The sequence below is a fragment of the Kitasatospora sp. NPDC059795 genome (assembly GCF_042732175.1).
In the GTDB taxonomy this organism is placed as follows: Bacteria; Actinomycetota; Actinomycetes; order Streptomycetales; family Streptomycetaceae; genus Kitasatospora.
Genome location: NZ_JBHWID010000010.1, coordinates 249,480 through 273,273 on the forward strand (window position 1 = coordinate 249,480; position 23,794 = coordinate 273,273).

At 72.3% G+C, this 23,794-nt stretch carries 20 protein-coding genes; 13 read left to right on the plus strand and 7 right to left on the minus strand.

What is annotated here, in order from left to right; genetic code table 11:
• The first annotated feature begins 10 nt into the window (after positions 1–10).
• Positions 11–1,177, plus strand: coding sequence for an imidazolonepropionase (hutI, locus tag ACFV4P_RS22100; protein WP_380473525.1), 1,167 nt, complete (start codon positions 11–13; stop codon positions 1,175–1,177).
• A gap of 25 nt (positions 1,178–1,202) precedes the next feature.
• Here the strand turns inward: hutI and ACFV4P_RS22105 are convergent, their stop codons facing one another.
• A complete protein-coding gene (locus ACFV4P_RS22105) occupies positions 1,203–2,711 on the minus strand; it encodes a peptide MFS transporter (RefSeq protein WP_380473527.1) in 1,509 nt (502 codons plus the stop codon).
• 317 nt (positions 2,712–3,028) lie between these two features.
• Between ACFV4P_RS22105 and ACFV4P_RS22110 the strand changes: the two genes are divergently transcribed.
• Both ACFV4P_RS22110 and ACFV4P_RS22115 read left to right on the plus strand, forming a co-directional pair.
• Positions 3,029–3,703, plus strand: coding sequence for a response regulator transcription factor (locus tag ACFV4P_RS22110; RefSeq protein ID WP_014136090.1), 675 nt, complete (start codon positions 3,029–3,031; stop codon positions 3,701–3,703).
• Between the two features lie 13 nt (positions 3,704–3,716).
• Positions 3,717–4,955, plus strand: a complete 1,239-nt coding sequence (locus ACFV4P_RS22115) for an ATP-binding protein (protein ID WP_380473529.1) — start codon at positions 3,717–3,719, stop codon at positions 4,953–4,955.
• Between the two features lie 13 nt (positions 4,956–4,968).
• On the opposite strand, the gene ACFV4P_RS22120 is transcribed toward ACFV4P_RS22115, so the two are convergent.
• The gene (locus tag ACFV4P_RS22120; protein ID WP_380473531.1) at positions 4,969–5,490 is read right to left on the minus strand and encodes a GtrA family protein; all 522 of its coding nucleotides are present in this window, start codon (positions 5,488–5,490) and stop codon (positions 4,969–4,971) included.
• Positions 5,491–5,654: 164 nt separating this feature from the next.
• On the opposite strand from ACFV4P_RS22120, the gene ACFV4P_RS22125 reads away from it, so the two are divergent.
• The 4 genes from ACFV4P_RS22125 to ACFV4P_RS22140 are packed head-to-tail and all read left to right on the plus strand — an operon-like array spanning position 5,655 to position 9,424.
• Positions 5,655–6,812, plus strand: a complete 1,158-nt coding sequence (locus ACFV4P_RS22125; RefSeq protein WP_380473533.1) for a 5-(carboxyamino)imidazole ribonucleotide synthase — start codon at positions 5,655–5,657, stop codon at positions 6,810–6,812.
• The gene (gene purE, locus ACFV4P_RS22130) at positions 6,809–7,336 is read left to right on the plus strand and encodes a 5-(carboxyamino)imidazole ribonucleotide mutase (protein WP_073808168.1); all 528 of its coding nucleotides are present in this window, start codon (positions 6,809–6,811) and stop codon (positions 7,334–7,336) included. Before ACFV4P_RS22125 ends, purE begins: the two co-directional genes overlap by 4 nt.
• Positions 7,337–7,358: 22 nt before the next feature.
• Positions 7,359–8,552, plus strand: a complete 1,194-nt coding sequence (locus ACFV4P_RS22135) for a dipeptidase (protein ID WP_380473535.1) — start codon at positions 7,359–7,361, stop codon at positions 8,550–8,552.
• Between the two features lie 38 nt (positions 8,553–8,590).
• Positions 8,591–9,424: a MerR family transcriptional regulator gene (locus ACFV4P_RS22140; protein ID WP_380473603.1), complete on the plus strand. Its 834-nt coding sequence runs from the start codon at positions 8,591–8,593 to the stop codon at positions 9,422–9,424.
• 4 nt (positions 9,425–9,428) lie between these two features.
• Here the strand turns inward: ACFV4P_RS22140 and ACFV4P_RS22145 are convergent, their stop codons facing one another.
• Together ACFV4P_RS22145 and ACFV4P_RS22150 are read right to left on the minus strand one after the other, a co-directional pair.
• On the minus strand, positions 9,429–9,836 hold the full coding sequence (locus tag ACFV4P_RS22145; protein WP_073808171.1) for a CoA-binding protein: 408 nt from the start codon (positions 9,834–9,836) through the stop codon (positions 9,429–9,431).
• A gap of 28 nt (positions 9,837–9,864) precedes the next feature.
• Complete coding sequence (locus ACFV4P_RS22150) at positions 9,865–11,208, minus strand: UDP-glucose/GDP-mannose dehydrogenase family protein (protein ID WP_073808172.1); 1,344 nt, start codon at positions 11,206–11,208, stop codon at positions 9,865–9,867.
• A gap of 140 nt (positions 11,209–11,348) precedes the next feature.
• On the opposite strand from ACFV4P_RS22150, the gene ACFV4P_RS22155 reads away from it, so the two are divergent.
• Together ACFV4P_RS22155 and ACFV4P_RS22160 are read left to right on the plus strand one after the other, a co-directional pair.
• Complete coding sequence (locus ACFV4P_RS22155; RefSeq protein WP_380473537.1) at positions 11,349–12,479, plus strand: LCP family protein; 1,131 nt, start codon at positions 11,349–11,351, stop codon at positions 12,477–12,479.
• A gap of 69 nt (positions 12,480–12,548) precedes the next feature.
• Positions 12,549–13,712 carry an acyl-CoA dehydrogenase family protein gene (locus tag ACFV4P_RS22160; RefSeq protein ID WP_380473539.1) on the plus strand — a complete coding sequence of 388 codons (1,164 nt, stop codon included), beginning with the start codon at positions 12,549–12,551 and terminating at the stop codon, positions 13,710–13,712.
• Between the two features lie 88 nt (positions 13,713–13,800).
• On the opposite strand, the gene ACFV4P_RS22165 is transcribed toward ACFV4P_RS22160, so the two are convergent.
• Both ACFV4P_RS22165 and ACFV4P_RS22170 read right to left on the minus strand, forming a co-directional pair.
• Positions 13,801–14,313, minus strand: a complete 513-nt coding sequence (locus tag ACFV4P_RS22165) for a serine O-acetyltransferase (protein WP_380473541.1) — start codon at positions 14,311–14,313, stop codon at positions 13,801–13,803.
• Between the two features lie 72 nt (positions 14,314–14,385).
• Positions 14,386–15,708: an LCP family protein gene (locus ACFV4P_RS22170; protein WP_380473543.1), complete on the minus strand. Its 1,323-nt coding sequence runs from the start codon at positions 15,706–15,708 to the stop codon at positions 14,386–14,388.
• 349 nt (positions 15,709–16,057) lie between these two features.
• Here ACFV4P_RS22170 and ssuE point away from each other — a divergent pair, with 349 nt between their 5' ends.
• From ssuE to ACFV4P_RS22190, 4 genes are all read left to right on the plus strand, one after another.
• Positions 16,058–16,612, plus strand: a complete 555-nt coding sequence (gene ssuE, locus ACFV4P_RS22175) for an NADPH-dependent FMN reductase (RefSeq protein ID WP_073808180.1) — start codon at positions 16,058–16,060, stop codon at positions 16,610–16,612.
• 187 nt (positions 16,613–16,799) lie between these two features.
• Positions 16,800–17,585 (plus strand): ABC transporter ATP-binding protein, encoded by a 786-nt coding sequence (locus ACFV4P_RS22180; RefSeq protein WP_380473545.1) that lies wholly within the window; start codon positions 16,800–16,802, stop codon positions 17,583–17,585.
• Between the two features lie 15 nt (positions 17,586–17,600).
• The gene (locus tag ACFV4P_RS22185) at positions 17,601–20,159 is read left to right on the plus strand and encodes an ABC transporter permease (RefSeq protein WP_380473547.1); all 2,559 of its coding nucleotides are present in this window, start codon (positions 17,601–17,603) and stop codon (positions 20,157–20,159) included.
• Positions 20,160–20,344: 185 nt separating this feature from the next.
• Positions 20,345–22,240, plus strand: a complete 1,896-nt coding sequence (locus ACFV4P_RS22190) for a hypothetical protein (RefSeq protein WP_380473549.1) — start codon at positions 20,345–20,347, stop codon at positions 22,238–22,240.
• Between the two features lie 6 nt (positions 22,241–22,246).
• Here ACFV4P_RS22190 and ACFV4P_RS22195 read toward each other — a convergent pair whose 3' ends face one another.
• On the minus strand, positions 22,247–23,713 hold the full coding sequence (locus tag ACFV4P_RS22195; protein ID WP_380473551.1) for an LCP family protein: 1,467 nt from the start codon (positions 23,711–23,713) through the stop codon (positions 22,247–22,249).
• Positions 23,714–23,794: the final 81 nt, after the last annotated feature.

Below are 23,794 nucleotides of genomic sequence, written 5' to 3' on the forward strand. Positions count from 1 at the left end.
AGAGACGTTCATGAGCCTGCTCATCAGCAATGTTGGATCGCTGGTCACCAACGACCCCGCGCTCGGGGAAGGCCCGCTCGGGCTGCTGTCCGACGCCGCCGTGGTCGTCGAGGGCGACCGGGTGGCGTGGGTGGGCCGGGCCGGGGACGCCCCCGCCGCCGACGAGACCGTCGACGCCGCTGGCCGGGCGCTGCTGCCCGGGTTCGTGGACAGCCACTCGCACCTGGTGTTCGCCGGCGACCGCACCGCCGAGTTCAACGCGCGGATGTCGGGACGGGCGTACTCGGCCGGCGGCATCCGGACCACCGTGGCGGCGACCCGGGCGGCCTCCGACGCCGAGCTGAACGCGAACCTCACGCGCTACCTGGCGGAGATGCTGCGGCAGGGGACCACGACGGTCGAGGTGAAGTCCGGCTACGGGCTGAGCACCGCCGACGAGGCGCGGTCGCTGCGGATCGCGGCCGGGCACACCGAGGAGACCACCTACCTCGGGGCGCACGTGGTCGGCCCCGAGTTCGCGGAGGACCCGGCGGGCTACGTGGACCTGGTCACCGGGGAGATGCTGGAGGCGTGCGCCCCGTTCGCGAAGTGGGTGGACGTCTTCTGCGAGCGCGGGGCGTTCGACGGCGACCAGGCGCGGGCGGTGCTGACCGCCGGAATGGCGAAGGGCCTGGCGCCCCGGGTGCACGCCAACCAGCTGAGCTTCGGCCCGGGCGTGCAACTCGCCGTGGAACTCGGCGCCGCGTCCGCCGACCACTGCACGCACCTGACCGACCAGGACGTGGCGGCGCTGGCCGACGGCGACACGGTGGCCACCCTGCTGCCCGGCGCCGAGTTCTCCACCCGGGCGCCCTACCCGGACGCCCGGCGACTGCTGGACGCCGGGGCGCGGGTCGCGCTGTCCACGGACTGCAACCCCGGCTCCAGCTTCACCAGCTCGATGCCGTTCTGCCTCGCCGTCGCGGTGCGCGAGATGGGCATGACCCCCGACGAGGCCGTGCACGCCGCCACCGCGGGCGGGGCGCAGGCGCTGCGCCGCACCGACGTCGGACGGATCACCCCGGGGGCCCGGGCGGACCTCCAGCTGCTGGACGCGCCCTCGCACGTCCACCTGGCCTACCGCCCGGGCGTCCCGCTGACCGCCGCCGTCTGGCAGGGCGGGGTCCGGAAGGTCTAGGGGTTCGAGGGCAGCCCCCAGCCGGCTAGTGCACGTCGCCCATCAGCCTGCCGACCCGGCCGCGGACGGAGAACAGGCCGAAGCCGGCGGCGACGGCGAGAAGGCCCTGGACGGCGAAGTACCAGGTGGAGCCGACCACCTGGTCGCCCAGCAGCAGCTGGGCGATCGCGGCCACGCAGTCGCCCGCGGTGACGGCGAGGAACCAGATGCCCATCATCTGGCTGGCGTACTTGGCGGGCGCCAGCTTGGTGGTGACGGACAGGCCGACCGGGGAGAGGGTCAGCTCGCCGACGGTCTGGATCAGGTAGACCACGGCCAGCCACATCGGGGTGACGCTGGTGTCGCCGCTCGCGGCGGCCATCGCCAGCATCATCACCAGGAACGACGCGCCGATCATCAGCAGGCCGAAGGCGAACTTGGCGGTGGTGGAGGGGTTGCGGTTGCGGCGGGCGGCGACGTTCCACAGCCAGGCGAAGACCGGGGCCAGCGCCATGATGTACAGCGGGTTCAGCGACTGGAACCAGCTGGACGGGAACGAGAAGCCGAACACGTTCTTGTCGGTGTGCTGCTCGGCGAACAGGGTGAGCGTCGAAGCGGACTGGTCGTAGATCATCCAGAAGATCGCGGCGGCGACGAAGAACCACACGTAGCCGTTGATCCGGGAGCGTTCCGCGCCGGTCAGCTCCTTGTCCCGGCGGATCCGGGCGAACACCACGACGGGGATGGCGATGCCGGCCAGCGACAGCGGCCAGATCAGCCAGCCGGAGGAGAAGTGCCCGGTGCCCACCAGGGTGCCGTAGAAGAGCGCGGCGGCGGCCAGCCAGATCCCGGCCCGGCGCAGCAGCGTGCGGCGCTCGGCGGCGCCGAGCGGGGCGCAGACCACGCTGGAGCGCGGGCTGAGGTGCCGGCTGCCCAGCATGTACTGGATCAGGCCGAGGGCCATGCCGACGCCGGCCAGCGCGAAGCCCAGGTGCCAGTTGACCTTCTGGCCCACGGTGCCGATCACCAGCGGCGCGAGGAACGAGCCGAGGTTGATGCCCATGTAGAAGATCGTGAAGCCGCCGTCCCGGCGCGGGTCGTTGGGCCCGTCGTAGAGGTGGCCGACCATGGTCGAGATGTTGGACTTGATCAGTCCGGAGCCGATCGCGATCGGCACCAGACCGAGGAAGAACATGGGCTTGCCGGGCACCGCGAGCATGAAGTGCCCGAGGATGACGGTCAGGCCGCCGAGGAGGACGGTGCGCCGGGCGCCGAGGACGCGGTCGGCGAGCCAGCCGCCGGGCAGCGCCAGCAGGTAGACCATCGCGGTGTAGACCGAGACCACCGCGGCCGCCGTGGCGATGTTCAGCTCCAGGCCGCCGTCGGCCGCCTTGGCGGTCATGTAGACGAACAGCAGGGCCTTCATGCCGTAGAAGCTGAAGCGCTCCCAGGTCTCCGTCATGAAGAGGGTCGCGAGGCCGCGGGGATGGCCGAAGAAGGTCCGGCCGGTGGAGGGGGAGGACCCTACCTCGGACTCCAGGGTGCTCGAAGCCATGCTGATTCCTTGCCTGTCTTGCTCGGGTTCTCCACCACTGTAAGTCGCGAGTTCGACCGACTGCGGAGCGTGAATGGTATTCGGAAGGTAAAGCTGGGTGTCGCTGCACCGTGCCTTTCGATGCCTGAACGGGAGAATTGCCTGCGATGGCAAGGCTCGTGCGAAGAATGTCCATGTAAGCGCAGTTGCTACCAAAGATGCCCGGGAATGCAACTCGATCACGGCCTGTGACAGTGTTCACAGTGCCCGGCCCGGGCGCGGCGAAAGCTCGGAATACCCCCTGATCGGGCGTCCCCGAGCGGTCTACCATCGCCCCTATGACCTGTGTGCTGCTGGCCGAGGACGACCCGGCAATCTCCGAACCGCTGGCCCGCGCCCTGCGCCGCGAGGGCTACGAGGTGCTCGTCCGCGAGGACGGACCGGCCGCCCTGGGCGCCGGCCTCAGCGAGGACGTCGACCTGATCGTGCTGGACCTCGGGCTCCCCGAGATGGACGGCCTGGAGGTGTGCCGGCGGCTGCGCGCCGACGGCAAGAGCTTCCCGGTCCTGGTGCTCACCGCCCGCGCCGACGAGGTGGACACCGTCGTCGGCCTGGACGCCGGCGCCGACGACTACGTCACCAAGCCGTTCCGGCTGGCCGAGCTGCTCGCCCGGGTCCGCGCCCTGCTGCGGCGCGGCAACGTCGACCAGCTGACCACCGGCGCGCACGGCGTGAAGATCGACATCGAGTCGCACCGCGCCTGGCTCGGCGAGGAGGAACTCACCCTCTCCGCCAAGGAGTTCGAGCTGCTGCGGGTGCTGGTCCGGGACGCCGGCCGGGTGGTCACCCGCGAGGAGATCATGCGCCAGGTCTGGGACACCACCTGGTGGACCTCCACCAAGACCCTGGACATGCACATCTCCTGGCTGCGGAAGAAGCTCGGCGACGACGCCGCCAACCCGCGCTACATCGCCACCGTGCGCGGCGTGGGCTTCCGCTTCGAGAAGAACTGAAGGTCCACCCGGCGTGAAGCGCAGGATGATCAACTCACTGCTGGGCGTCGTCCTGGTGGTGGTCGCGGTGTTCTGCGTGCCGCTGGCCCTGATCGAGAAGCAGTCGATCACGAACGCGGCCAACGACCGGGTGGACGCGGTGGCGGTCCGGGTGCTCGGACTGGTGGAGAGCCGGCTCGCCGCGGGCGAGCCGGTCAGCGGCGAGAAGTTCGCCGCCGTGGTGACGGAGAACTTCTACGTCACCGTCGACATCCCCGGGCAGCCGCAGATCGTCCTCGGCCGCCCGGTCGACGGGCCCGCGCTGACCGCCACCGAATCCGGGGCCAGCGGCGAGACCGTGACCGTCGCCCAGTCCCGCACCGCGCTCGACCACGAGATCGGCAACATGCTGCTGCTGCTCGGCGTGGTCGCACTGCTGGCCGTGCAGGCCGCCGTGGCGCTCGCCGTCTGGCAGGCCAAGCGGCTGGCCCGCCCGCTCACCGACCTCGCCGAGACCGCCGAACGGCTCGGCTCCGGCGACCCCCGCCCGCAGGGACGCCGCTACGGGGTGCCCGAACTCGACCGGATCGCCGAGGTGCTGGACACCAGCGCGGAACGCATCGCGCGGATGCTCACCGCCGAACGCCGGCTCGCCGCCGACGCCTCGCACCAGCTGCGCACCCCGCTCACCGCGCTCTCCATGCGGCTGGAGGAGATCACCGCGCTCGCCGAGGACCCGAACACCGTCCGCGAGGAGGCCGCCATCGGCCTCCAGCAGGTCGAACGGCTCACCGACGTCGTGCAGCGGCTGCTCACCAACCAGCGCGACCCCAACAGCCCCACCGCGGTCAGCTTCTGTCTGGACGACGTCCTCAAGCAGCAGGTCGAGGAGTGGGCCCCGACGCTCCGCGACAGCCGACGCCAACTGGTCGTCGAGGGCCTGCGCGACGTCCGGGTGATCGGCACCCCCGGCACCGTCTCCCAGGTGCTGGCCACGCTGATCGAGAACTCGCTGATGCACGGCGCCGGCACCATCACCCTGCGGGCCCGCCGCTCCGGCAGCTCGGTGGTCGCCGAGGTCCAGGACGAGGGGCCGGGCGTCCCCCGGGAACTCGGCAACCGGGTCTTCGAGCGGGCCGTCAGCGGCCGCAACTCCACCGGCATCGGCCTCGCCGTCGCCCGCGACCTCGCGGAAGCCGACGGCGGCCGCCTCGAACTGCTGTCGCTGCGGCCGCCGGTGTTCGCACTGTTCCTCGCCCACGCGGGCGACTGACGTGCGGGAAAGGTCAGTTGCTCACCGAGCGGCTGTCCTCGGCGGCCAGCAGCAGCTCGGCCTCCTGCACCACCTCGGGGTCCTCCAGCTCCGGCATCGCCTTGAACACCCAGGTGCGGTAGGAGACGAAGCGGAACACGGTGGCGATCGCCAGGCCGAGGAACTTGCCGCCCAGCTTCTCGAACGGGGTGTCCAGGCCCAGCACGTACTGGGTGAAGCCCAGGGTGCCGGTCTCGATCAGCATGCCGATGCCGCTGAACAGCAGGAACAGCGTGATCTCGCGCTTGCGGGAGGCGGCGTCGCGGTCCTTGTACAGCCAGTACCGGTAGCCCAGGTAGTTGGTGGCGATGGCGACCAGGGTGGCTGCGATGTTGGAGCGCAGCGAGGCCAGGCCGAAGCCGTTGGTGAGGATCCAGAACAGGGCGAAATTGACGACCACACCGGAGGCGCCGATCACGGCGAAGCCGACGGCTTCCATGGACAGGCCGCGCAGTCGCCGGGTCAACGAGGGGCGCGATTCTGTGGCGTTCGTCATGCGGGCTGCTCCGTATGCTTCACATGATCGGATTAAGTGGTGTCGTGTGATACCGGCGCACCAGGCTACCCGCACATTCTGTGTGCTCCGTGCCACGCCCGGTGCATACGCCCCCCGCGCACGCCGGTGTCGGGCCTTTGACCGGCCCCGATATCCTGGAGCGCGTGACTGTAGCGGGCAATGCGAACTTTCCAGTGGTCGGAGTCATCGGCGGTGGGCAGCTCGCCCGCATGATGCACCAGGCGGGCATTCCGCTGGGCATCCGCTTCAAACTCCTCGCCGACACTCCCCAGGAGTCGGCCGCGCAGGTGGTCGGCACCACCGAGTACGGCGACTACCGCGACCTCGACGTGCTGCGGGCCTTCGCCGCCGACTGCGACGTCATCACCTTCGACCACGAGCACGTGCCCACCGAGCACCTGCGCGCCCTCCAGGCCGAGGGCGTCGCCGTCCGGCCCGGCCCCGAGGCGCTCGTCAACGCCCAGGACAAGGGCGTCATGCGGGCCAAGCTCGACTCCATCGGCGTCCCCTGCCCCCGGCACCGGATCGTCGCCGACCCGGCCGACGTCACGGCCTTCGCGCGCGAAGGCGACGGCTACCCCGTCGTCCTGAAGACCGTCCGCGGCGGCTACGACGGCAAGGGCGTCTGGGTCGTCGAGGACGAGGCCGAGGCCGCCGCCCCCTTCCTCGCCGGCGTGGACGTCCTCGCCGAGGAGAAGGTCGACTTCGTCCGCGAGCTGGCCGCCAACGTGGTCCGTTCGCCCAGCGGCCAGGCCGTCGCCTACCCGGTCGTGGAATCCGTCCAGGAGAACGGCATCTGCGCCGAGGTCACCGCCCCCGCGCCCGACCTCGACCCGGCCCTCTCCGACGAGGCCCAGCAGCTCGCCCTGCGCATCGCCGGCGACCTCGACATCACCGGCCACCTCGCCGTGGAGCTCTTCCAGACCCGCGACGGCCGCATCCTGGTCAACGAACTCGCCATGCGCCCGCACAACTCCGGCCACTGGACCCAGGACGGCGCGGTCACCTCCCAGTTCGAGAACCACCTCCGGGCCGTCCTCGACCTCCCCCTCGGCGACCCCCGCCCGCGCGCCAAGTGGACCGTCATGGTCAACGTCCTCGGCGGCGACTACCCGGACATGTACCACCCCTTCCTGCACTGCATGGCCCGCGACCCCGGCCTCAAGATCCACATGTACGGAAAGGACGTGAAGCCCGGCCGCAAGGTCGGCCACGTCAACGTCTTCGGGGACGACCTCGAAGACGTCCGCGAGCGCGCCCGCCACGCGGCCGCCTACCTGCGAGGAACGATCACCGAATGACGCAGTCCCCTCTTGTCGGCATCGTGATGGGCTCGGACTCCGACTGGCCCGTGATGGAGGCCGCCGCGCAGGCGCTCGACGAGTTCGAGATTCCGTACGAGGTCGATGTGGTGTCCGCGCACCGGATGCCGCGGGAAATGGTCGCGTACGGGGAGCAGGCGCACGGGCGCGGGTTGAAGGCGATCATCGCCGGGGCCGGCGGGGCGGCGCACCTGCCCGGGATGCTGGCGTCGGTGACGCCGCTGCCGGTGATCGGGGTGCCGGTGCCGCTGCGGTACCTGGACGGGATGGACAGCCTGCTGTCGATCGTGCAGATGCCGGCCGGGGTGCCGGTGGCGACCGTCTCGGTGGCCGGGGCGCGCAACGCGGGTCTGCTCGCGGTGCGGATGCTGGCCGCGTTCGACGCCGAACTCGCCGAGAAGATGGTCGAGTTCCAGGCCGAGCTGAACAACCAGGCGACCGAGAAGGGCCGCAAGCTGCGGGCCAAGGTGGCGGGAAGCGAATCGTTCGGCTTCGGGAAGTAGGCGCACGTAGTAGAACGGGAGGATGACTCCCGAACTGATCGAGCGTGCCAGGGCCGTCCTCCGCACCGCCCCCGTGGTGGACGGCCACAACGACCTGCCGTGGGCGATGCGTGCCATCGCCGGGTACGACCTGGACGCCGTCGACCTGGCGGCCGATCAGAGCCACCGGCTGCACACCGACTTCGACCGCCTGCGGGCGGGCGGGGTCGGTGCGCAGTTCTGGTCGGTGTTCGTGCCGGCCGACCTGTCCGGCGACAGCGCGGTCAGCGCCACCCTGGAGCAGATCGACTTCGTCCGGGCGATGACCGAGCGCCACCCCGAGCACCTGCGGCTCGCGCTGACCGCCGACGACGTGGAGAGCGCCCGCGCCGAGGGCCGGATCGCCTCGCTGATGGGCGCCGAGGGCGGGCACTCCGTCAACTCCTCGCTGGCCACCCTGCGGGCGCTGTACGCGCTCGGCGTGCGGTACCTGACGCTCACCCACAACTCCAATGTGCCGTGGGCCGATGCGGCCACCGACAAGCCCGTGCACAACGGCCTCACCGCGTTCGGCGAGGAGGTGGTCCGGGAGATGAACCGGCTCGGCATGCTGGTCGACCTCTCGCACGTCTCCGCCGACACCATGCGCGACGCGCTGCGGGTCGCCGAGGCGCCCGTGCTGTTCTCGCACTCCTCCTCGCGCGCCGTCTGCGACCACCCGCGCAACATTCCCGACGACGTGCTGGCCGCGCTGCCCGGCAACGGCGGCGTCGCGATGGTCACCTTCGTGCCGATGTTCGTGCGGGCCGACGCCATCGAGTGGACGTACGCCGCCGACGCCAACATGACCGCGCACGGCTTCAGCCCGTTCGACAGCTCCCCGGAGGGGCAGGCCGTGCAGCGCGCCTTCGCGGAGGCCCGCCCGCGCCCGGTCCCCACCGTCTCCGACGTCGCCGACCACCTCGACCACATGCGCGAGGTCGCCGGCATCGACCACCTCGGCATCGGCGGCGACTTCGACGGCACCCCGTTCACCCCGGCCGGCCTGGACGACGTGTCCGGCTACCCGGCGCTGATCGCCGAACTCCTCGGCCGCGGCTGGTCCGAGCCCGACCTCTCCAAGCTGACCTGGCACAACGCCGTCCGGGTGCTGCGCGACGCCGAGACGGCGGCCCGCCGGCTGCAGGCCGAACGCGGGCCGTCGATCGCCACCCGGGAGCAGCTGGACGGCGCGTGAACGACCTGGTTGACCCTGCCCCTGGGGCAGGCCCCACGCTGACCGGCGTGGAGGAAGAACGGCTGCTCACCACCGGCGAGTTCGCCCGCCGGGGCCTGCTGTCGCCGAAGGCGCTGCGGCTGTACGACCGGCAGGGCCTGCTGCCGCCGGACCTGGTCGACCCGGCCACCGGCTACCGGTACTACCGGGCGGGCCGGCTGGCCACCGCGCGGCTGATCGCCCGGCTGCGCGGCCTGGACATGCCGCTCGCCACGGTCGCCGAGGTGCTCGCCCTGTCGGGCCCCGCGGCGGCCGAGCGGGTCGCCGCGTACTGGGCGGCCGTGGAACGGCGCACCGTCTCGCAGCGGGCGCTGGCCGAACACCTCCGCGTCCAACTCAGCGGACTGGAAGGAATCGACGAGATGTACCGCATCGAACAGCGCGAGGTCCCCGAGCAGCTGGTGCTCACCGAGCAGCGCCGGGCCAAGCCCCAGGACCTGGACGAGTGGATCCCGGCGGCCACCGCCCGGCTGGAGGCGATCGCCTCCGGGCACGGCGGGGTCGCGGCCGCACCGTTCGTGATCTACCACGGCGAGGTGAACGAGGACAACGACGGCCCGGTCGAGGTCTGCGTGCCGATCGACCCGGCCCGCGCGGAGGGCCTGACCGCCGCGCACCGGATCGAGCCCGCCCATCGGGAGGCGTACACCACCATCACCAAGGCGCAGGTGGAGTACCCGCAGATCCTGTCCGCCTACGACGCGGTCTGCGCCTGGATGGAGCAGGCGGGCACCCGGCGCACCGGCCCGGGCCGCGAGGTGTACTTCGCCGACTGGGCGAGCACCGCCCCCGCCGACGAGGTCTGCGACATCGCCTTCCCGGTCGGGGCCTGACGCCCTACAGCAGGGGCAGCTCGATCGCCGGGCAGCGGTCCATCACCATGTCCGGCCCGGCGGCCCGGGTGCGGTCGAAGGCGGCCTCGTCGACCACTCCGAGCTGGAACCAGACGGCCTTCGCGCCCTTGGCGACCGCCTGGTCGGCGACCTCGCCGGCCAGCTCGGAGTTGACGAACACGTCCACCACGTCGACCGGGAACGGGATCTCGGCGAGCGAGGCATAGCCCTGCTCGCCGAGCACCGTCTCGGCCTTCGGGTGCACCGGCACGATCCGCTTGCCGGCCCGCTGCAGCACCCGGGCCACCCCGTACGCGGCGCGCGCGGTGTTGGTGGACAGGCCGACCACGGCCCAGGTGTCGCCGGAGGAGGTGAGGATCTTCCGGACGGTGGCGTCGTCTCCGTAGCTCATGCCGGTGAGAACGAGCCGCCCCGCGCGGTCATTCCGCGAACGGCCGGCCCATCGCCCGGTACGTCCAGCCGGCGGCCCGCCAGGCCTCGCCGTTCAGCACGTTGCGGCCGTCCAGCAGACGGCGCTCGGCGACCAGCGCGCCGACCTCCGCCGGGTCCAGCTCGCGGAACTCCTGCCACTCCGTCAGGTGCAGCACCACGTGCGCACCCTGTACGGCCTCCAGGGCGGAGGACGCGTAGGACAGGCTGGGGAACATCTTGCGGGCGTTGTCCATCGCCTTCGGGTCGTACACCGTGACCTGCGCGCCCTGCAGCTGGATCTGTCCGGCCACGTTCAGCGCGGGGGAGTCCCGGATGTCGTCCGAGTTCGGCTTGAAGGCCGCGCCCAGCACCGCGACCCGGCGGCCCAGGAAGCCGCCGCCGCACTGCTCGCGGGCCAGCTCCACCATCCGGGAGCGGCGCCGCATGTTGATCGAGTCGACCTCGCGCAGGAAGGTCAGCGCCTGGTCGGCGCCCAGCTCCCCGGCCCGGGCCATGAACGCCCGGATGTCCTTGGGCAGGCAGCCGCCGCCGAAGCCCAGGCCGGCGTTCAGGAACTTGCCGCCGATCCGCTCGTCGTAGGACAGCGCCTTCGATAGCTGCACGACGTCCGCGCCGGCGCTCTCGCAGACCTCGGCCATCGCGTTGATGAACGAGATCTTGGTGGCCAGGAAGGAGTTCGCGGCGGCCTTCACCAGTTCCGCGGTCGCGAAGTCCGTCACCACGAACGGCACGCCGTCCGCGATCGGGCCCGCGTACACCTCGCGCAGCACCGGCTCGGCGCGCTCGCCGCGCACGCCGACCACCAGGCGGTCCGGGTGCAGGGTGTCGCCGACCGCGTAGCCCTCGCGCAGGAACTCCGGGTTCCAGGCCAGCTCGACCTGCTCGCCGGCCGGGGCCAGCGCCGCCAGCTTGGCGGCCAGCCGGTTCGCCGAGCCCACCGGCACGGTGGACTTGCCGACCACCAGCACCGGGCGGTCCAGGTGCGGGGCGAGCGAGTCGACCGCGGCGTCCACGTAGCTCATGTCGGCCGCGAACTCGCCCTTGCGCTGCGGGGTGTTCACGCAGATGAAGTGCACGTCGCCGAAGGCCGCGACCTCCTCCCAGGAGTCGGTGAACCGCAGCCGCCCGGTCGAGCCCTCGTGGCCCTCCACGTGCTTGAGCAGCAGCTCCGACAACCCCGGCTCGAACATCGGCACCCGGCCGGCGGCCAGCGCCGCCAGCTTGTCCCGGTCGATGTCCAGCCCGAGGACCTCGAACCCGAGCTCGGCCATGCACGCGGCATGGGTGGCGCCCAAGTAGCCGGTACCGATCACGGTGATCCGCGGAGCCACTGGCATTCCCTTCCGTTCGGGCCGTACAGGCAGTGCGACGGCCGCACGCACAGATGGTATCGGTACCGCTATCACCTGCGGGATCGGCAGATTTCACGGTTTCCCTCCGAAAGTCTGTACGGAAGGTTCACAATGCGCGCATGACTGCCGAGGACCGGCCCGACGAGGCCGACGAGGACCGGGCACCACTCAGCATCTTCGACCACGACGACGACTCCTCGGCCGAGGACCCCGACCCCGCACCGCGCCGCCGCCGGGGCCGCCGGCTGCTGCTCTGGACCCTCGCCGTGCTGCTGGTGCTGTTCGGCGGCGGCTTCGGCGCCCTGGTGTGGACCGCGAACCACTACGCGTCCTCGGTGGCCCGGATCCCGAACGCCTTCCCGACCGGCGGCGCCGCCCAGCCCACCGCCGTCCCGCACACCGGCCAGACCTTCCTGCTGGTCGGCCTGGACGCCCGCGCCGACCGGCCCACCACCGGGCAGGCCGCGAAGGCCCCGGCCTGGCAGCTCGGCGCGCAGCGCAGCGACACCATGATGCTGATGCACATCTCCGCCGACCGGAAGTCCGTCTCCGTGGTGTCCATCCCGCGCGACACCTGGGTGCCCGTCCCCGGGCACGGCAGCGCGAAGATCAACGCCGCCTACTCCTGGGGCGGGCCCGCGCTGATGGTGCAGACCGTCCAGGACCTCACGCACATCCGGATCGACCACGTCGCGGTGATCGACTGGAACGGCTTCCGCGCCCTCACCGACGCCGTCGGCGGCGTCGACATCACCATCCCCCGCACCATCGAGGCCAAGGGCGACGCCCGCGAATGGCCGGCCGGCACCCACCACATGGACGGCGCCGAGGCCCTGCTCTACGTCCGCGAACGCCACGGCCTGCCCAACGGCGACCTCGACCGCACCAAGCGCCAGCAGAACTTCCTGCGCGCGCTGATGCTCCGCACCATGAACTCCGGCACCCTCTCCAGCCCCGCCAAGCTCACCGGCCTGCTCGGCACCGTCGGCGACGTGGTCTCCGTCGACGACCGGCTCAGCAACACCGACCTCTACGACCTCGCCTGGAGCCTGCGCGGCGTCCGCCCCGACGGGGTCCACTTCATGAACGCCCCCTTCGGCGGCTTCGACTCCATCGACGGCCAGTCCGTCGTGCTGATGGACGGCGGCGCGGCCGGCCTGCTCTGGGACGCGATGCGCGGCGACCGGATGGACGAGTACCTCGCCCAGCACCGCACCAGCACCGACACCCTCGGCGACAACGTCGACTGACGAACCCGCCGAGCCTAGGATGGGCCCGCACGCATTACTGAGCGGTAACTATCGCAAGGGGACAAGCAGATGGCTGGGAACTCCGGAGCGGACTTCGACCTCTACCGGCTGGGCGAGGAGCACGAGATGCTCCGTGAGTCGGTGCGTTCGCTGGCGGAGGCGAAGATCGCCCCGTTCGCGGCGGAGGTGGACGAGGAGGGGCGGTTCCCCGTGGAGGCTCTGGAGGCGTTGCGGGGCGCCGATCTGCATGCGGTGCACGTGCCGGAGGAGTTCGGGGGTGCGGGGGCGGACGCGTTGGCGACGGTGATCGTGATCGAGGAGGTGGCGCGGGTGTGCGCGTCCTCGTCGTTGATCCCGGCGGTCAACAAGCTGGGTTCGTTGCCGGTGCAGTTGTCGGGTTCGGAGGAGTTGAAGGCGAAGTACCTGGGGGCGCTGGCGCGCGGCGAGGGGATGTTCTCGTACTGCCTGTCGGAGCCGGAGGCGGGTTCGGACGCGGCGGGGATGAAGACCCGTGCGGTGCGCGACGGCGACTTCTGGGTGCTGAACGGCGTGAAGCGGTGGATCACCAACGCGGGCGTCTCGGAGTTCTACACCGTCATGGCGGTCACGGATCCTTCGCTGCGGTCGAAGGGGATCTCGGCGTTCGTGGTGGAGAAGGGCGACGAGGGGGTGTCGTTCGGTGCGCCGGAGAAGAAGCTGGGGATCAAGGGTTCGCCGACGCGTGAGGTGTACTTCGACAACGTGCGGATCCCGGCGGACCGGATGATCGGTGCGGAGGGCACGGGGTTCGCGACGGCGATGCGGACGCTGGACCACACCCGGGTGACGATCGCCGCGCAGGCGATCGGGATCGCGCAGGGGGCGTTGGACTACGCGAAGGGGTATGTGAAGGAGCGCCGGCAGTTCGGGAAGGCGATCGCGGAGTTCCAGGGTGTGCAGTTCATGTTGGCGGACATGGCGATGAAGCTGGAGGCGGCGCGGCAGTTGACGTATGCGGCGGCGGCGAAGTCGCAGCGGGCGGACGGTGATCTGACGTTCTTCGGGGCGGCGGCGAAGTGCTTCGCGTCGGATGTGGCGATGGAGGTCACGACGGACGCGGTGCAGTTGCTGGGCGGGTACGGGTACACGCGGGACTACCCGGTGGAGCGGATGATGCGGGACGCGAAGATCACGCAGATCTACGAGGGCACGAACCAGGTCCAGCGCATCGTGATGGCCCGCAACCTGCCGTAGCCGGCGGGCGGACGGACGCGCCACCAGGGGCGCGGGGAACTGCGCGACAAGCGCTCGTCACGTCCGCAAGGTCGCGATCACGTGCAGGTCATTGTCCTGCGCAGCGAGCTTGCGGTGGGGCGACTTCCGCTTCGCGCAGTTCCCCGCGCCCCTGGTGGCGCTCTCTCCGGCTCCGTACCCCCACCTTTCGGGCCGGGGCGCCCGCCCAGATCTCGTTGGCTCCCGTGGATCGGGTGAGGACGGCGTTCGCGCCGATGATCGTGCCGGCGCCGACCGTCAGGACGCCCGACTTGCAGACGATCTTCGCGCCGGCGCAGACCACCACCCCGTCCTCCAGCACCACCCGTCGCATCGCCGATTCCTCCTGCGGCACCCACGGATCGGCCCGGCCGACGGTGACGCCGTTGTAGAGGGTGACGTTCGCGCCGAGGGTGGTGAAGGGATGCAGGACGGTGCCGAAGCCGCGGTGGAAGACGAGCAGGCCGGGGCCGATCTCGGCGGCGGCGGGGACCTCCATCCCGTACAGGGCGAGCGCTTCCTGGACGAGGCGGCCGAACAGTCGGCTTCGGCGGCGGTAGATGAGGGAGGTGACCAGCGACATGCCGGGATTCTCCCGTCCGCCGCCCCGACGGAGCGTCAGCGACGCGCGGGCGGACGGGAGTTCGAATGGGCGCTACTTCGCGTCGGGGACGGCGGTGTCGTTCTTCATCGCGTCGAAGACGGCCTTGGACTTGGCCGGGTCCCACTTGACCGCGGATTCGCCGGTGGGGGTGCGGTAGTCGGGGTTGCCGATCGGGACGGTGATGGTCTTGCCGTCGCCGCCGGTGACGCCCTTCATGGCGAGGAACATCGAGCCGAGGTCGGTGAGGCCGGCGTCGTCGTCGACGATCAGGGTGTCGAGGCCGGCCGAGGCCAGCGGGTAGAAGGTGAACGGGTCGAGCAGCGTCGCGGGGGAGGCGGCCTGCTTGGCGAGGGCGCCGAGGAACTTCTGCTGGTTGCGCATCCGGCCGAGGTCCTGGTCGGCCATCTGGTGGCGCTGCCGGACGAAGGCGAGGGCCTGCTTGCCGCTGAGGGTCTGGGTGCCGGCCTTGAGGTCGAGGCCGGAGTCCTTGTCCTTGACCGGCTGGTCGATGGTCATCTCGACGCCGCCGACGGCGTCGACCAGGCCGACGAACCCGGCGAAGCCGATCTCCGCGTAGTGGTCGATGCGCAGGCCGGTGTTGGTCTCGACGGTCTGCACCAGGAGCCGTCCGCCGCCGGCGGCGAAGGAGGCGTTGATCTTGTGGGTGGCGGCGGCGACGGACTTTCCGCTGCCGGAGGTGTCCTGGTGGGCGGGTATCTGCACCCAGGAGTCGCGCGGGATCGACATCAGGGTGTTCCCGTTGTCGCCGATGTGCAGGATCATCATCGAGTCGCTGCGCTTGCCCTCGGCGGAGCCGGTGTGGAGGTTGTCCTCCTCGGCGTCGGTGAGGCCCTCGCGGCTGTCGGAGCCGACGATCAGCCAGTTGGTGCCCTTGCCGGCCGCCGGGCGCCCGGCATAGTCGGCGAGGACGTTCTCGTGGCGGAGCTTGCCGTCCGCCCAGAAGTAGGTGCCGATGCCGGTGGCGAGCAGCGCCGCGACCAGGCCGAGCGCCGTGTATCCGATGATCTTCTTGCGTGAGCGGCGCGGCCGCGCGGGCTGCCGCCCGTCGCCCGCCGGGTCCGGCTCGGACGCGAAGGGCTGCTGCCCGTGCGGCGGTTGCCCACCGTGCGGCGGCTGGCCACCGTAGGGGGGTTGCCCACCGTGCGGCGGCTGACCGCCGTAGGGCGGTTGACCGCCGTAGGGCGGTTGACCGCCGGGGGACGGTGGTACGGCGGGGCGGGAGAGCGGGACGCCCGCGCCGCGCGGATTCAGGTTCGGCGGCAGCGGCGGCTCGGCCGCTGCCCCGCCCCGGCCGCGGGCCGTCTCGTCCTGCCCGTATGCGCCGCCCCCCGGGCGCTCCTGCCACGTGTTCATGAGGGGAAGGATGCCCGAACGGCGGGCCGCGTGGTGATCGTCCGGCTCGGCAGGGGCTCCTTGTGGCCGTTTTGATGCAGGGCCCGGACTGTCCAGTGCGGTGTTCACCAGGCGGGCACGGCCTTGACCCGGAAAAACCGGGCGTGTTTGCATGGCGGCATGGAGCAGCGGAAGGTCCTCACCCGTCGGCGGCACGTCGACCACGGTCGGGTGTCCTGCTCGCTGTGTCGCGGCTGAGTCCTCGCCGCGCATTCACCCTCACTGCGAGTCCGGCGTCCACGCCCTCGCGTTTCCCGTTTCTTCCTTTCCGGTCGCCCCTGCCCGCGGCCGTACGCACCGAGGTGACTCCATGGCTGTGATCCTGTCCGTCTCCGGCTCCCCGTCCGCGACCTCCCGCACCACCCGGCTGCTGCGCCACGTCGACCGCCGGCTGGTCCAGCAGGGCCACCGGGTGGCGGCGCTGGACGTCCGCACGCTGCCCGCCGAGGCACTGCTGACCGCCGACACCGCCGACCCGGCGATAGCCCGCGCCGTCGAACTGTTCGAGCGGGCGGACGGCGTGGTGATCGGCACGCCGGTGTACAAGGCCGCCTACTCGGGGCTGCTGAAGGCGCTGCTCGACCTGCTGCCGCAGTACGCGCTGCGCGGCAAGACGGTGCTGCCGCTGGCCACCGGCGGCTCCACCGCGCACGTGCTGGCGGTGGACTACGCGCTCCGCCCGGTGCTGAACTCGATGGGCGCCGCGCACATCACCCAGGGCTGGTTCGTGCTGGACCGGCACATCGGGGTGCGCGAGGACGGCGGCACCGAACTGGAGCGGGAGACCGAGGTGCTGCTGACCCCGGTGGTGGACGCGTTCTCCGCCGCCCTCCGGCCGCGGGCCGAACTGGCCGTCGCGAGCTGACGGTTCGTCGACCCGACGGGGCCCGGACCCTTACCCCCGGGGGCGTCAGCCCCTAGGGGAGAGGGCCCGGGCCCCGGAGCGTTTCTCCGTGACGCCGGTCGTCCCGGTGGAGGACGACCGGCCGCGGCGCGCACGGGAGGCTTGGGACATCGGGCGGACCCCGCCCCACCCCACCAAGGAGCACGCAGTGACCACGGCACCGAGCGCCGCGCACCTCTCACTCGCACCGGAGGACGGCGACGCCGCCGCCCGGGCCCGGCAGGTCACCAAGGCGTACGGCTCGGGGGAGACCCGGGTGACGGCGCTCGACTCCGTCGACGTGGACATCCAGCGCGGCCGGTTCACCGCGATCATGGGCCCGTCCGGTTCCGGCAAGTCGACCCTGATGCACTGCCTGGCCGGCCTGGACAGCGTCTCCGGGGGCCGGATCTGGATCGGCGACACCGAGATCACCGGGCTGAAGGACAAGCAGCTGACCCGGCTGCGCCGCGACAAGATCGGCTTCATCTTCCAGGCGTTCAACCTGCTGCCCACCCTGAACGCGCTGGAGAACATCACGCTGCCGATGGACATCGCCGGCCGCAAGGCCGACCGGGCGTGGCTGGAGCAGGTCATCGAGACCGTCGGCCTGTCCGGGCGGCTCAAGCACCGCCCCGGCCAGCTCTCCGGCGGCCAGCAGCAGCGCGTCGCGGTGGCCCGGGCACTGGCAGCCCGGCCGGAGATCATCTTCGGCGACGAGCCCACCGGCAACCTGGACTCCCGCTCCGGCGCGGAGGTGCTCGGCTTCCTGCGCCGCTCGGTGGACGAGCTCGGCCAGACCATCGTGATGGTGACGCACGACCCGGTGGCCGCCGGCCACGCGGACCGGGTGCTGTTCCTCGCCGACGGCGCGATCGTCGACGAGATGCACAACCCGACCGCCGACTCCGTCCTGACCCGCATGCGCCGTTTCGACGGCAAGCGCACCAGCTGAGACGGGGACGCGACGATGCTGCTCAAGACTTCGCTGCGGAGTTTCCTCGCGCACAAGTGGCGCCTGGTGCTCTCCCTGCTGGCCGTGGTGCTCTCGGTCGCCTTCGTGGCCGGCACCCTGGTCTTCTACAACACCGCCACCTCCACCTTCGACCGGCTGTTCGCCGCCACCGCCTCCGACCTGTCGGTGCGCAAGGCCCAGGACGAGCTGACCGCCAACGGCCCCGGCAAGGCCGCGACCGTCCCGGTCTCCACCCAGCAGAAGCTCGCCGCCGAACCGGGCGTCAAGGCCGCCGTCGGCAACGTCTTCGCCGCCTCCGCCACCCTGGTCGACCCGGCCACCAACAAGCTGGTCGGCCCGACCGGCGGCGCCCCCACCCTGACCGGCAACTGGACCGAGTCCCCGCGCAAGTCGGTGGACATCACCTCCGGCCACCAGCCGCAGGGCGCCGACCAGTTGATGCTGGACGCCGACACCGCCAAGAAGTCCGGCCTCGGCCTGGGCAGCAGGATCCGGGTGATCGCCGAGAGCGGCAGCCACGACTTCACCGTCTCCGGCATCGTCACCTTCCGGACCACCAACCCCGGTGCGGCGCTGGCCTTCCTGGACACCCCGACCGCCCAACGGGTGCTGCTCGGCACCGAGGCGTACACCTCCGTCGAACTGTTCGGCGACGGCACCCGCAGCGACGACGAGCTGAAGACCGCCGCGCTCGCCGACCTCGGCAGCGGCTTCGAGGCGAAGACCGCCGCCGAGCAGCAGAAGGAGAACTCCGACCAGATCGGCGGCTTCCTGAAGTTCATGAAGTGGGCGATGCTCGGCTTCGCCTTCCTGTCGGCCGCCGTCGGCATCTTCCTGATCGTCAACACCTTCTCCATGCTGGTCACCCAGCGCACCCGGGAGATCGGCCTGCTGCGCGCCATCGGCGGCAGCCGCTCGCAGGTCAACCGCTCGGTGCTGGTCGAGGGCCTGATCCTCGGCCTGATCGGCTCCACCATCGGCATCGGCGCGGGCCTCGGCCTCGCCGTCGGCATGATCCAGCTGATGCAGGCGACCGGAATGAACCTGGACTCCTCCTCGCTCCAGGTCACCTGGACCGTCCCGGTGGTCGGCTACGCCGTCGGCCTGCCCGTCACCCTGCTCGCCGCGTTCTTCCCGGCCCGCCGCGCCGCCCGGATCACCCCGATGGCCGCGCTGCTCGACCACGCCGCCCCCGCCGAACCCCGCGCCAACCGGGTCCGGGCCACGCTCGGCCTGCTGATCACCGGCGGCGGCGTCGCCGCGCTGGTGCTCGCCGCGGGCTCGCCCGGCGCCACCGGCGGCCTGCTGCTCGGCCTCGGCCTGCTGGCCACCCTGACCGGCTCGGTGGTGCTCGGCCCGCTGCTGGTGTCCGCCCTGGTCCGGCTGCTCGGCGGCCTGCTGCCCGCCCTGTTCGGCCCCGCCGGACGGCTCGCCCAGCGCAACGTGGTCCGCAACCCGCGGCGCACCGGCTCCACCGCCGCCGCGCTGATGATCGGCCTCGCCGTGGTGATCGGCGCCTCCGTGGTCACCTCCTCGATGGTCGGCTCGATGACCGACCAGATCGACCGGAGCGTCGGCGCGGACTACGTGGTCGACGGCGGCATGGGCGTCCTCACCCCCGCCATGGTGGACGCCGCCCGGCACACCAAGGGCCTCGACCACCTCACCGAACAGCGGAACGTCCCCGCCGAGCTGGCGCTGCCCGACGGCGGCACCCTGCGCACCCGGCTCGCCGTCTCGACCCCCGACTACCTGCGCGACTTCCGGCTCCCGGTGGCCTCCGGCAGCGCCGAGGCGGTCTTCGCCGGCGGCGGCGTCTCGGTCGGCCAGGACATCGCCGGCGAGCACCACGTGAAGCTCGGCGACCGGCTCGCCGTGAACTACGGCGAGGGCCGCACCCAGACCCTCACGGTGGTCGCCCTCGTCAAGACCGGCAACCAGCTGTTCGACCACCGCTTCTTCACCGACAGCACGACCGTCGCCACCGCGATGAACGGCGAACTCCCGCCCACCGGCGTGGCGTTCGGCACCGCGGCGGCCGGGGCCGACAAGGCCGCCGTGCTCGCCGACCTGCAGAAGTCGCTGGCCGAGTACCCGCAGCTGACGGTCAAGGACCAGGCCGGATACAAGGACATGGTCAAGTCGCAGTTCGACCAGCTGCTCGCCATGGTCTACGGCCTGCTCGGCCTGACGATCGTGGTCGCCGTCCTCGGCGTGGTCAACACGCTGGCGCTGTCGGTGATCGAACGCACCCGCGAGATCGGCCTGCTGCGCGCCATCGGCCTCTCCCGCCGCCAACTGCGCCGCACCGTCCGGCTGGAGTCCGTGGTGATCGCCCTGTTCGGCGCCCTGCTCGGCACCGCGCTCGGCCTGAGCTGGGGCGTCACCGCCCGCTCCGTCCTCTCCGAGCAGGGGCTGACGGTGCTGACCGTCCCCACCGGCACCGTCGTCACCGTGCTGATCGGCTCGATCCTGGTCGGCCTGATCGCCGCCCTCGTCCCGGCCTTCCGGGCGGCCCGGATGAACGTGCTGGCCGCCATCGCCACCGACTGACCCGACACCGACCGCACGGAGCCCGCCCGGAACACCTCCGGGCGGGCTCCGTCCGTCCCGGCCGATCGGTCCCGCTTCGACCCGACTCCGGGAGGCGACGTCAACCGGCGTTGCCGAAAAGGTGAGTTGACGGTTCCGGGCACCCGCTGCCGACACCGCGTCCGGGCGCTTGCGAGAATCCCCGCATGTCGCCGCACCCCCCGCCCCCGCTGCCCGCCGCGCCCGCGCTGACACTGGCCGCCGCCGACCAGTGGCGGGCCGCCCGGGTGTGGCCGCGCCTGGAGAGCCGCTGGCCGGCGCTGCTGCCGGCGGTGACCGTGCTGCTGGCGATCGCGCTCGACCGGACCCCGGAGCGGTGCGACGCGTGGCAGTCCTGCGTCACGCCGTACGCGGAGAGCGCCGCACCCGCCGTGCTGCTGGCGGAGTTCCTGGTGCTGTGGCTGCGCCCGCGCGGCAACTGGGCGGTGCCGGCCGTGGTCGGCCCGCTGCTCTGGTTCCTGCCGAACGCACTGCCCGGCCCCTGGCTGCCCACCGTCGCCTGCGCCGCGCACCTCGCGCTGGCCGGCGCGCTGTACCGGGTGGCGGCCGGCCGCCGTCGCGCCCGCGCCCAACTGGCCACGCTGATGGGCCCGTCCGTGCCCTACCCGTGGACGCTGGCGGGCGGCGACTCCCCGTTCGGCCCGCCGGTCGCGCCCCGGATCCGCCAGGTCCTGGCCGCCCTGCTCGCGGTGGGCGCGGTGGTGCTGCTGGCCGTCGGCGTGTCACGGACCGAGGAGGACCTCCGCCGGGCGGCCGGCGCCGACCAGGTGCGGGCCACCGTGCGCAGCGTCCACCCGGACGGCGACGGCGCCACCGTCGCCTACCGGCAACTGCACGGCGTCGAGGACCTCACCGCGGAGGTGGGCGGCGAGCGCACGGTCGGCGAGGACATCCCGCTGCTGGCCGACGGCACCGGCTGGACCAGGGCCGCCGACGAACGGCAGGACTCCACCTCGTGGTGGCTCGGCGTCGGCGCGGCCGGCACCTGCGCCGCCCTGCTGGCCCTGTCCGCGCACCGCACCGCCCGCGAACGCCGCCCCACCGCGGACGGCCCCGCCCTGCGGATCAGGGTCCGGTGGGACCTGAACGGCGACCTGACGGTGCTGCCCGCCGACGGCGGCGACCGCGAGCCCGGCCTGTGGCGGCTGCGCGGGGCCGACCTCGACGCCTTCTACGCGCCCGCCGACGAGGACGGCCCGGCCGAGTGGCTGCCCATCACCGCCCTGGAGACCGACGAGGACGACGACGAGGAGGAGGACGGGCCGACCGAGGCCACCGACCCCGTCGAGGCGCTGCTCTACCAGGGCCCCGACGGCGGCCGCCGTCAGCTCCTGGTGCTCCGCTCCCCGGACGAGCCGCACCTGTGGATGGCCTGGCCGACCGCCGCCCGGGCCGTCCCGCCCCGGCTGCGCCGTGGCCGCGGCGCGGCCCCGGACGGCGTGCTGGTGCAGGCCGCCGCCGTCCGCGACCTGGAACAGGACCTCGCCGACCACCCCGACCCGCACCCGGAGGAGGCCCGGGCGTTCGGCCTGCCCGTCGCGCTGCGCTGCGCCGTGGGCCCGCTCGCGGCCGTGCTGATCGGCCTCGCGATGAGCTGGACCCCCGAGGGCGGCGTGCTCGGCGGCCTGGTCCGCCCGCTGTTCCTGGGCGGGGCGACGCTGATCGGCCTCGTCAACACCTTCGCCTGGCACCTGGAGGTGGACCGCGACGGCGTCGCCTACAGCGGCGGGCTGCTGCGGCGCCGGCTGGACTGGCCGCAGGTGAAGGCGGCGGCGGTGCACCGGGGCCGGTTCACCCTGCGCGGCAGCCGCGGCGTGGACTTCGGCTTCGCGGCCTTCCCGGCCCGGATGCTGCACCGCCACTTCGGCGGCCCGTACGACCCGCAGCAGCTCGCCCGCACGGTCTCCGTGCTCGCCCGCCGCCCGGAGCGCCGCCCGCTCACCGTGCTGCCCGGGAACCCGGCCGGCCCGGCGCTGCTGGTCAACCGCCTCGCGCTGGCCGGGTACTTGGTGTGGGCGGTGGGCCAGTACCTGCTGCCCTGACCGCCGTCAGGCCGGGCAGCTGATCTCGTTGCCGCTCTCCGCCCCGGCCACCGGGCCGTTCTCCGCGGTCTCCGGCTCGGGCACGGCGGGGCCGGACGGGCCGCGGTAGTCGCTGCCGACCACCACCTGGAAGGTCGGGCCCTGGTGCGGGACCCGGACCAGTTCGGCGTCCGGCAGCGCGGCGGCCAGCACCTTCACCGACTCGTCCCAGCGCGGGTCGTAGCGGATCACCGTGCGGGTCGCGGCCGGGCCGTTGCCGGGCGCGTTGGACGGGGTGCCGGTGGTGGCGAACCCGGCCTTGCGCAGGTCCTCGTCCACCCGGTTGCCCAGGCCCTGCACGCCCGCGCCGTTCAGCACCTGCACCCGCACCTGGTCCGGAGGAACCGTTCCGGCAGCGGGCGCGGGCGCCGGCGAGGAGGCCGCCGGGGTCGGACCGGTCAGCGACCGCCCGGCCCGGACGGCGTCGAACAGCGCCTTCGCGCCCTTCTCGTCCCACAGCACGGTGGAGCCCCAGCCCGGCACCGGGTGGTCCACCGAGGACAGCGGCACCGTCGCGAAGTCCGCGTTCGACGCCGACAGGTCCTTCAACCGGCTCGCGAAATCCAGCAGTTCGGCATTGCCGAGGCCCTTGTCCACCTTCACCGACCGCAGCACGGTGTCCATCACCGAGGTCAGCTTCGCCGGGTTGAGCAGGGTGCCGCCGGAGGACGCCTGGTGCAGCAGCTGCGCCAGGAACTTCTGCTGGCGGTGCATCCGCCCCAGGTCCGAGGAGCCGTCCACGTGCCGGGCCCGGACGTAGCGCAGCGCCCCCGCGCCGTCCAGCCGGCTGGTGCCGGCCGGCAGGTCGAGACCCGAGTACTCGTCCTTCAACGGCTTGGGCGTGCACACCTGGACGCCGCCGAGGGCGTCCACGGTGGAGACGAAGCCGAGGAAGTTCACCTCGATGTAGTGGTCGATCCGCAGCCCGGTGCTCTGCTCCACGGTGCGCACCGCCAGCGGCGCCCCGCCCATCCCGTACGCGGCGTTGATCTTGCCCTTGGAGGCGGCGACCTGCTTGCCGGACACCCGGTCCTGGTGCGCGGGGATGTCGACGTACGAGTCGCGCGGCACCGAGACCACGGTGGCCCGGCCGTGGTCCGCCGACAGCTGGACGATCATCATGGTGTCGGTGCAGTGGCAGGGCTCGCCGCCCGCGTGCAGCAGGTCCTTCAGGGTGGCCTCCGGGATGCCCGCCCGGTCGTCGGTGCCGACCACCAGGAAGGTCGACGCCCCGTCGTCCGCGGGCCGGTCCGGGCCGCCGCCGATCGCGTCCACCCGCCCCAGCGAGGAGCCGACGCCGTTCAGCACCGCCCAACCCGCGCACGAACTGGCCAGCACCGAGAAGGAGAGCGCGCCCGCCGCCCACAGCCCCCAACGCCGCCGGCGCGGCGGCATCGGTCCGGGCAGACGTTCGGACTGTCGCTGAGCAGGCATTCTTCGGATGCTAGGCGCTGTGCCCCGCCGCACCCGGGCGGCGCGCCGGACCGGGGCCCACCCCGCCCGACACCGGCCGGT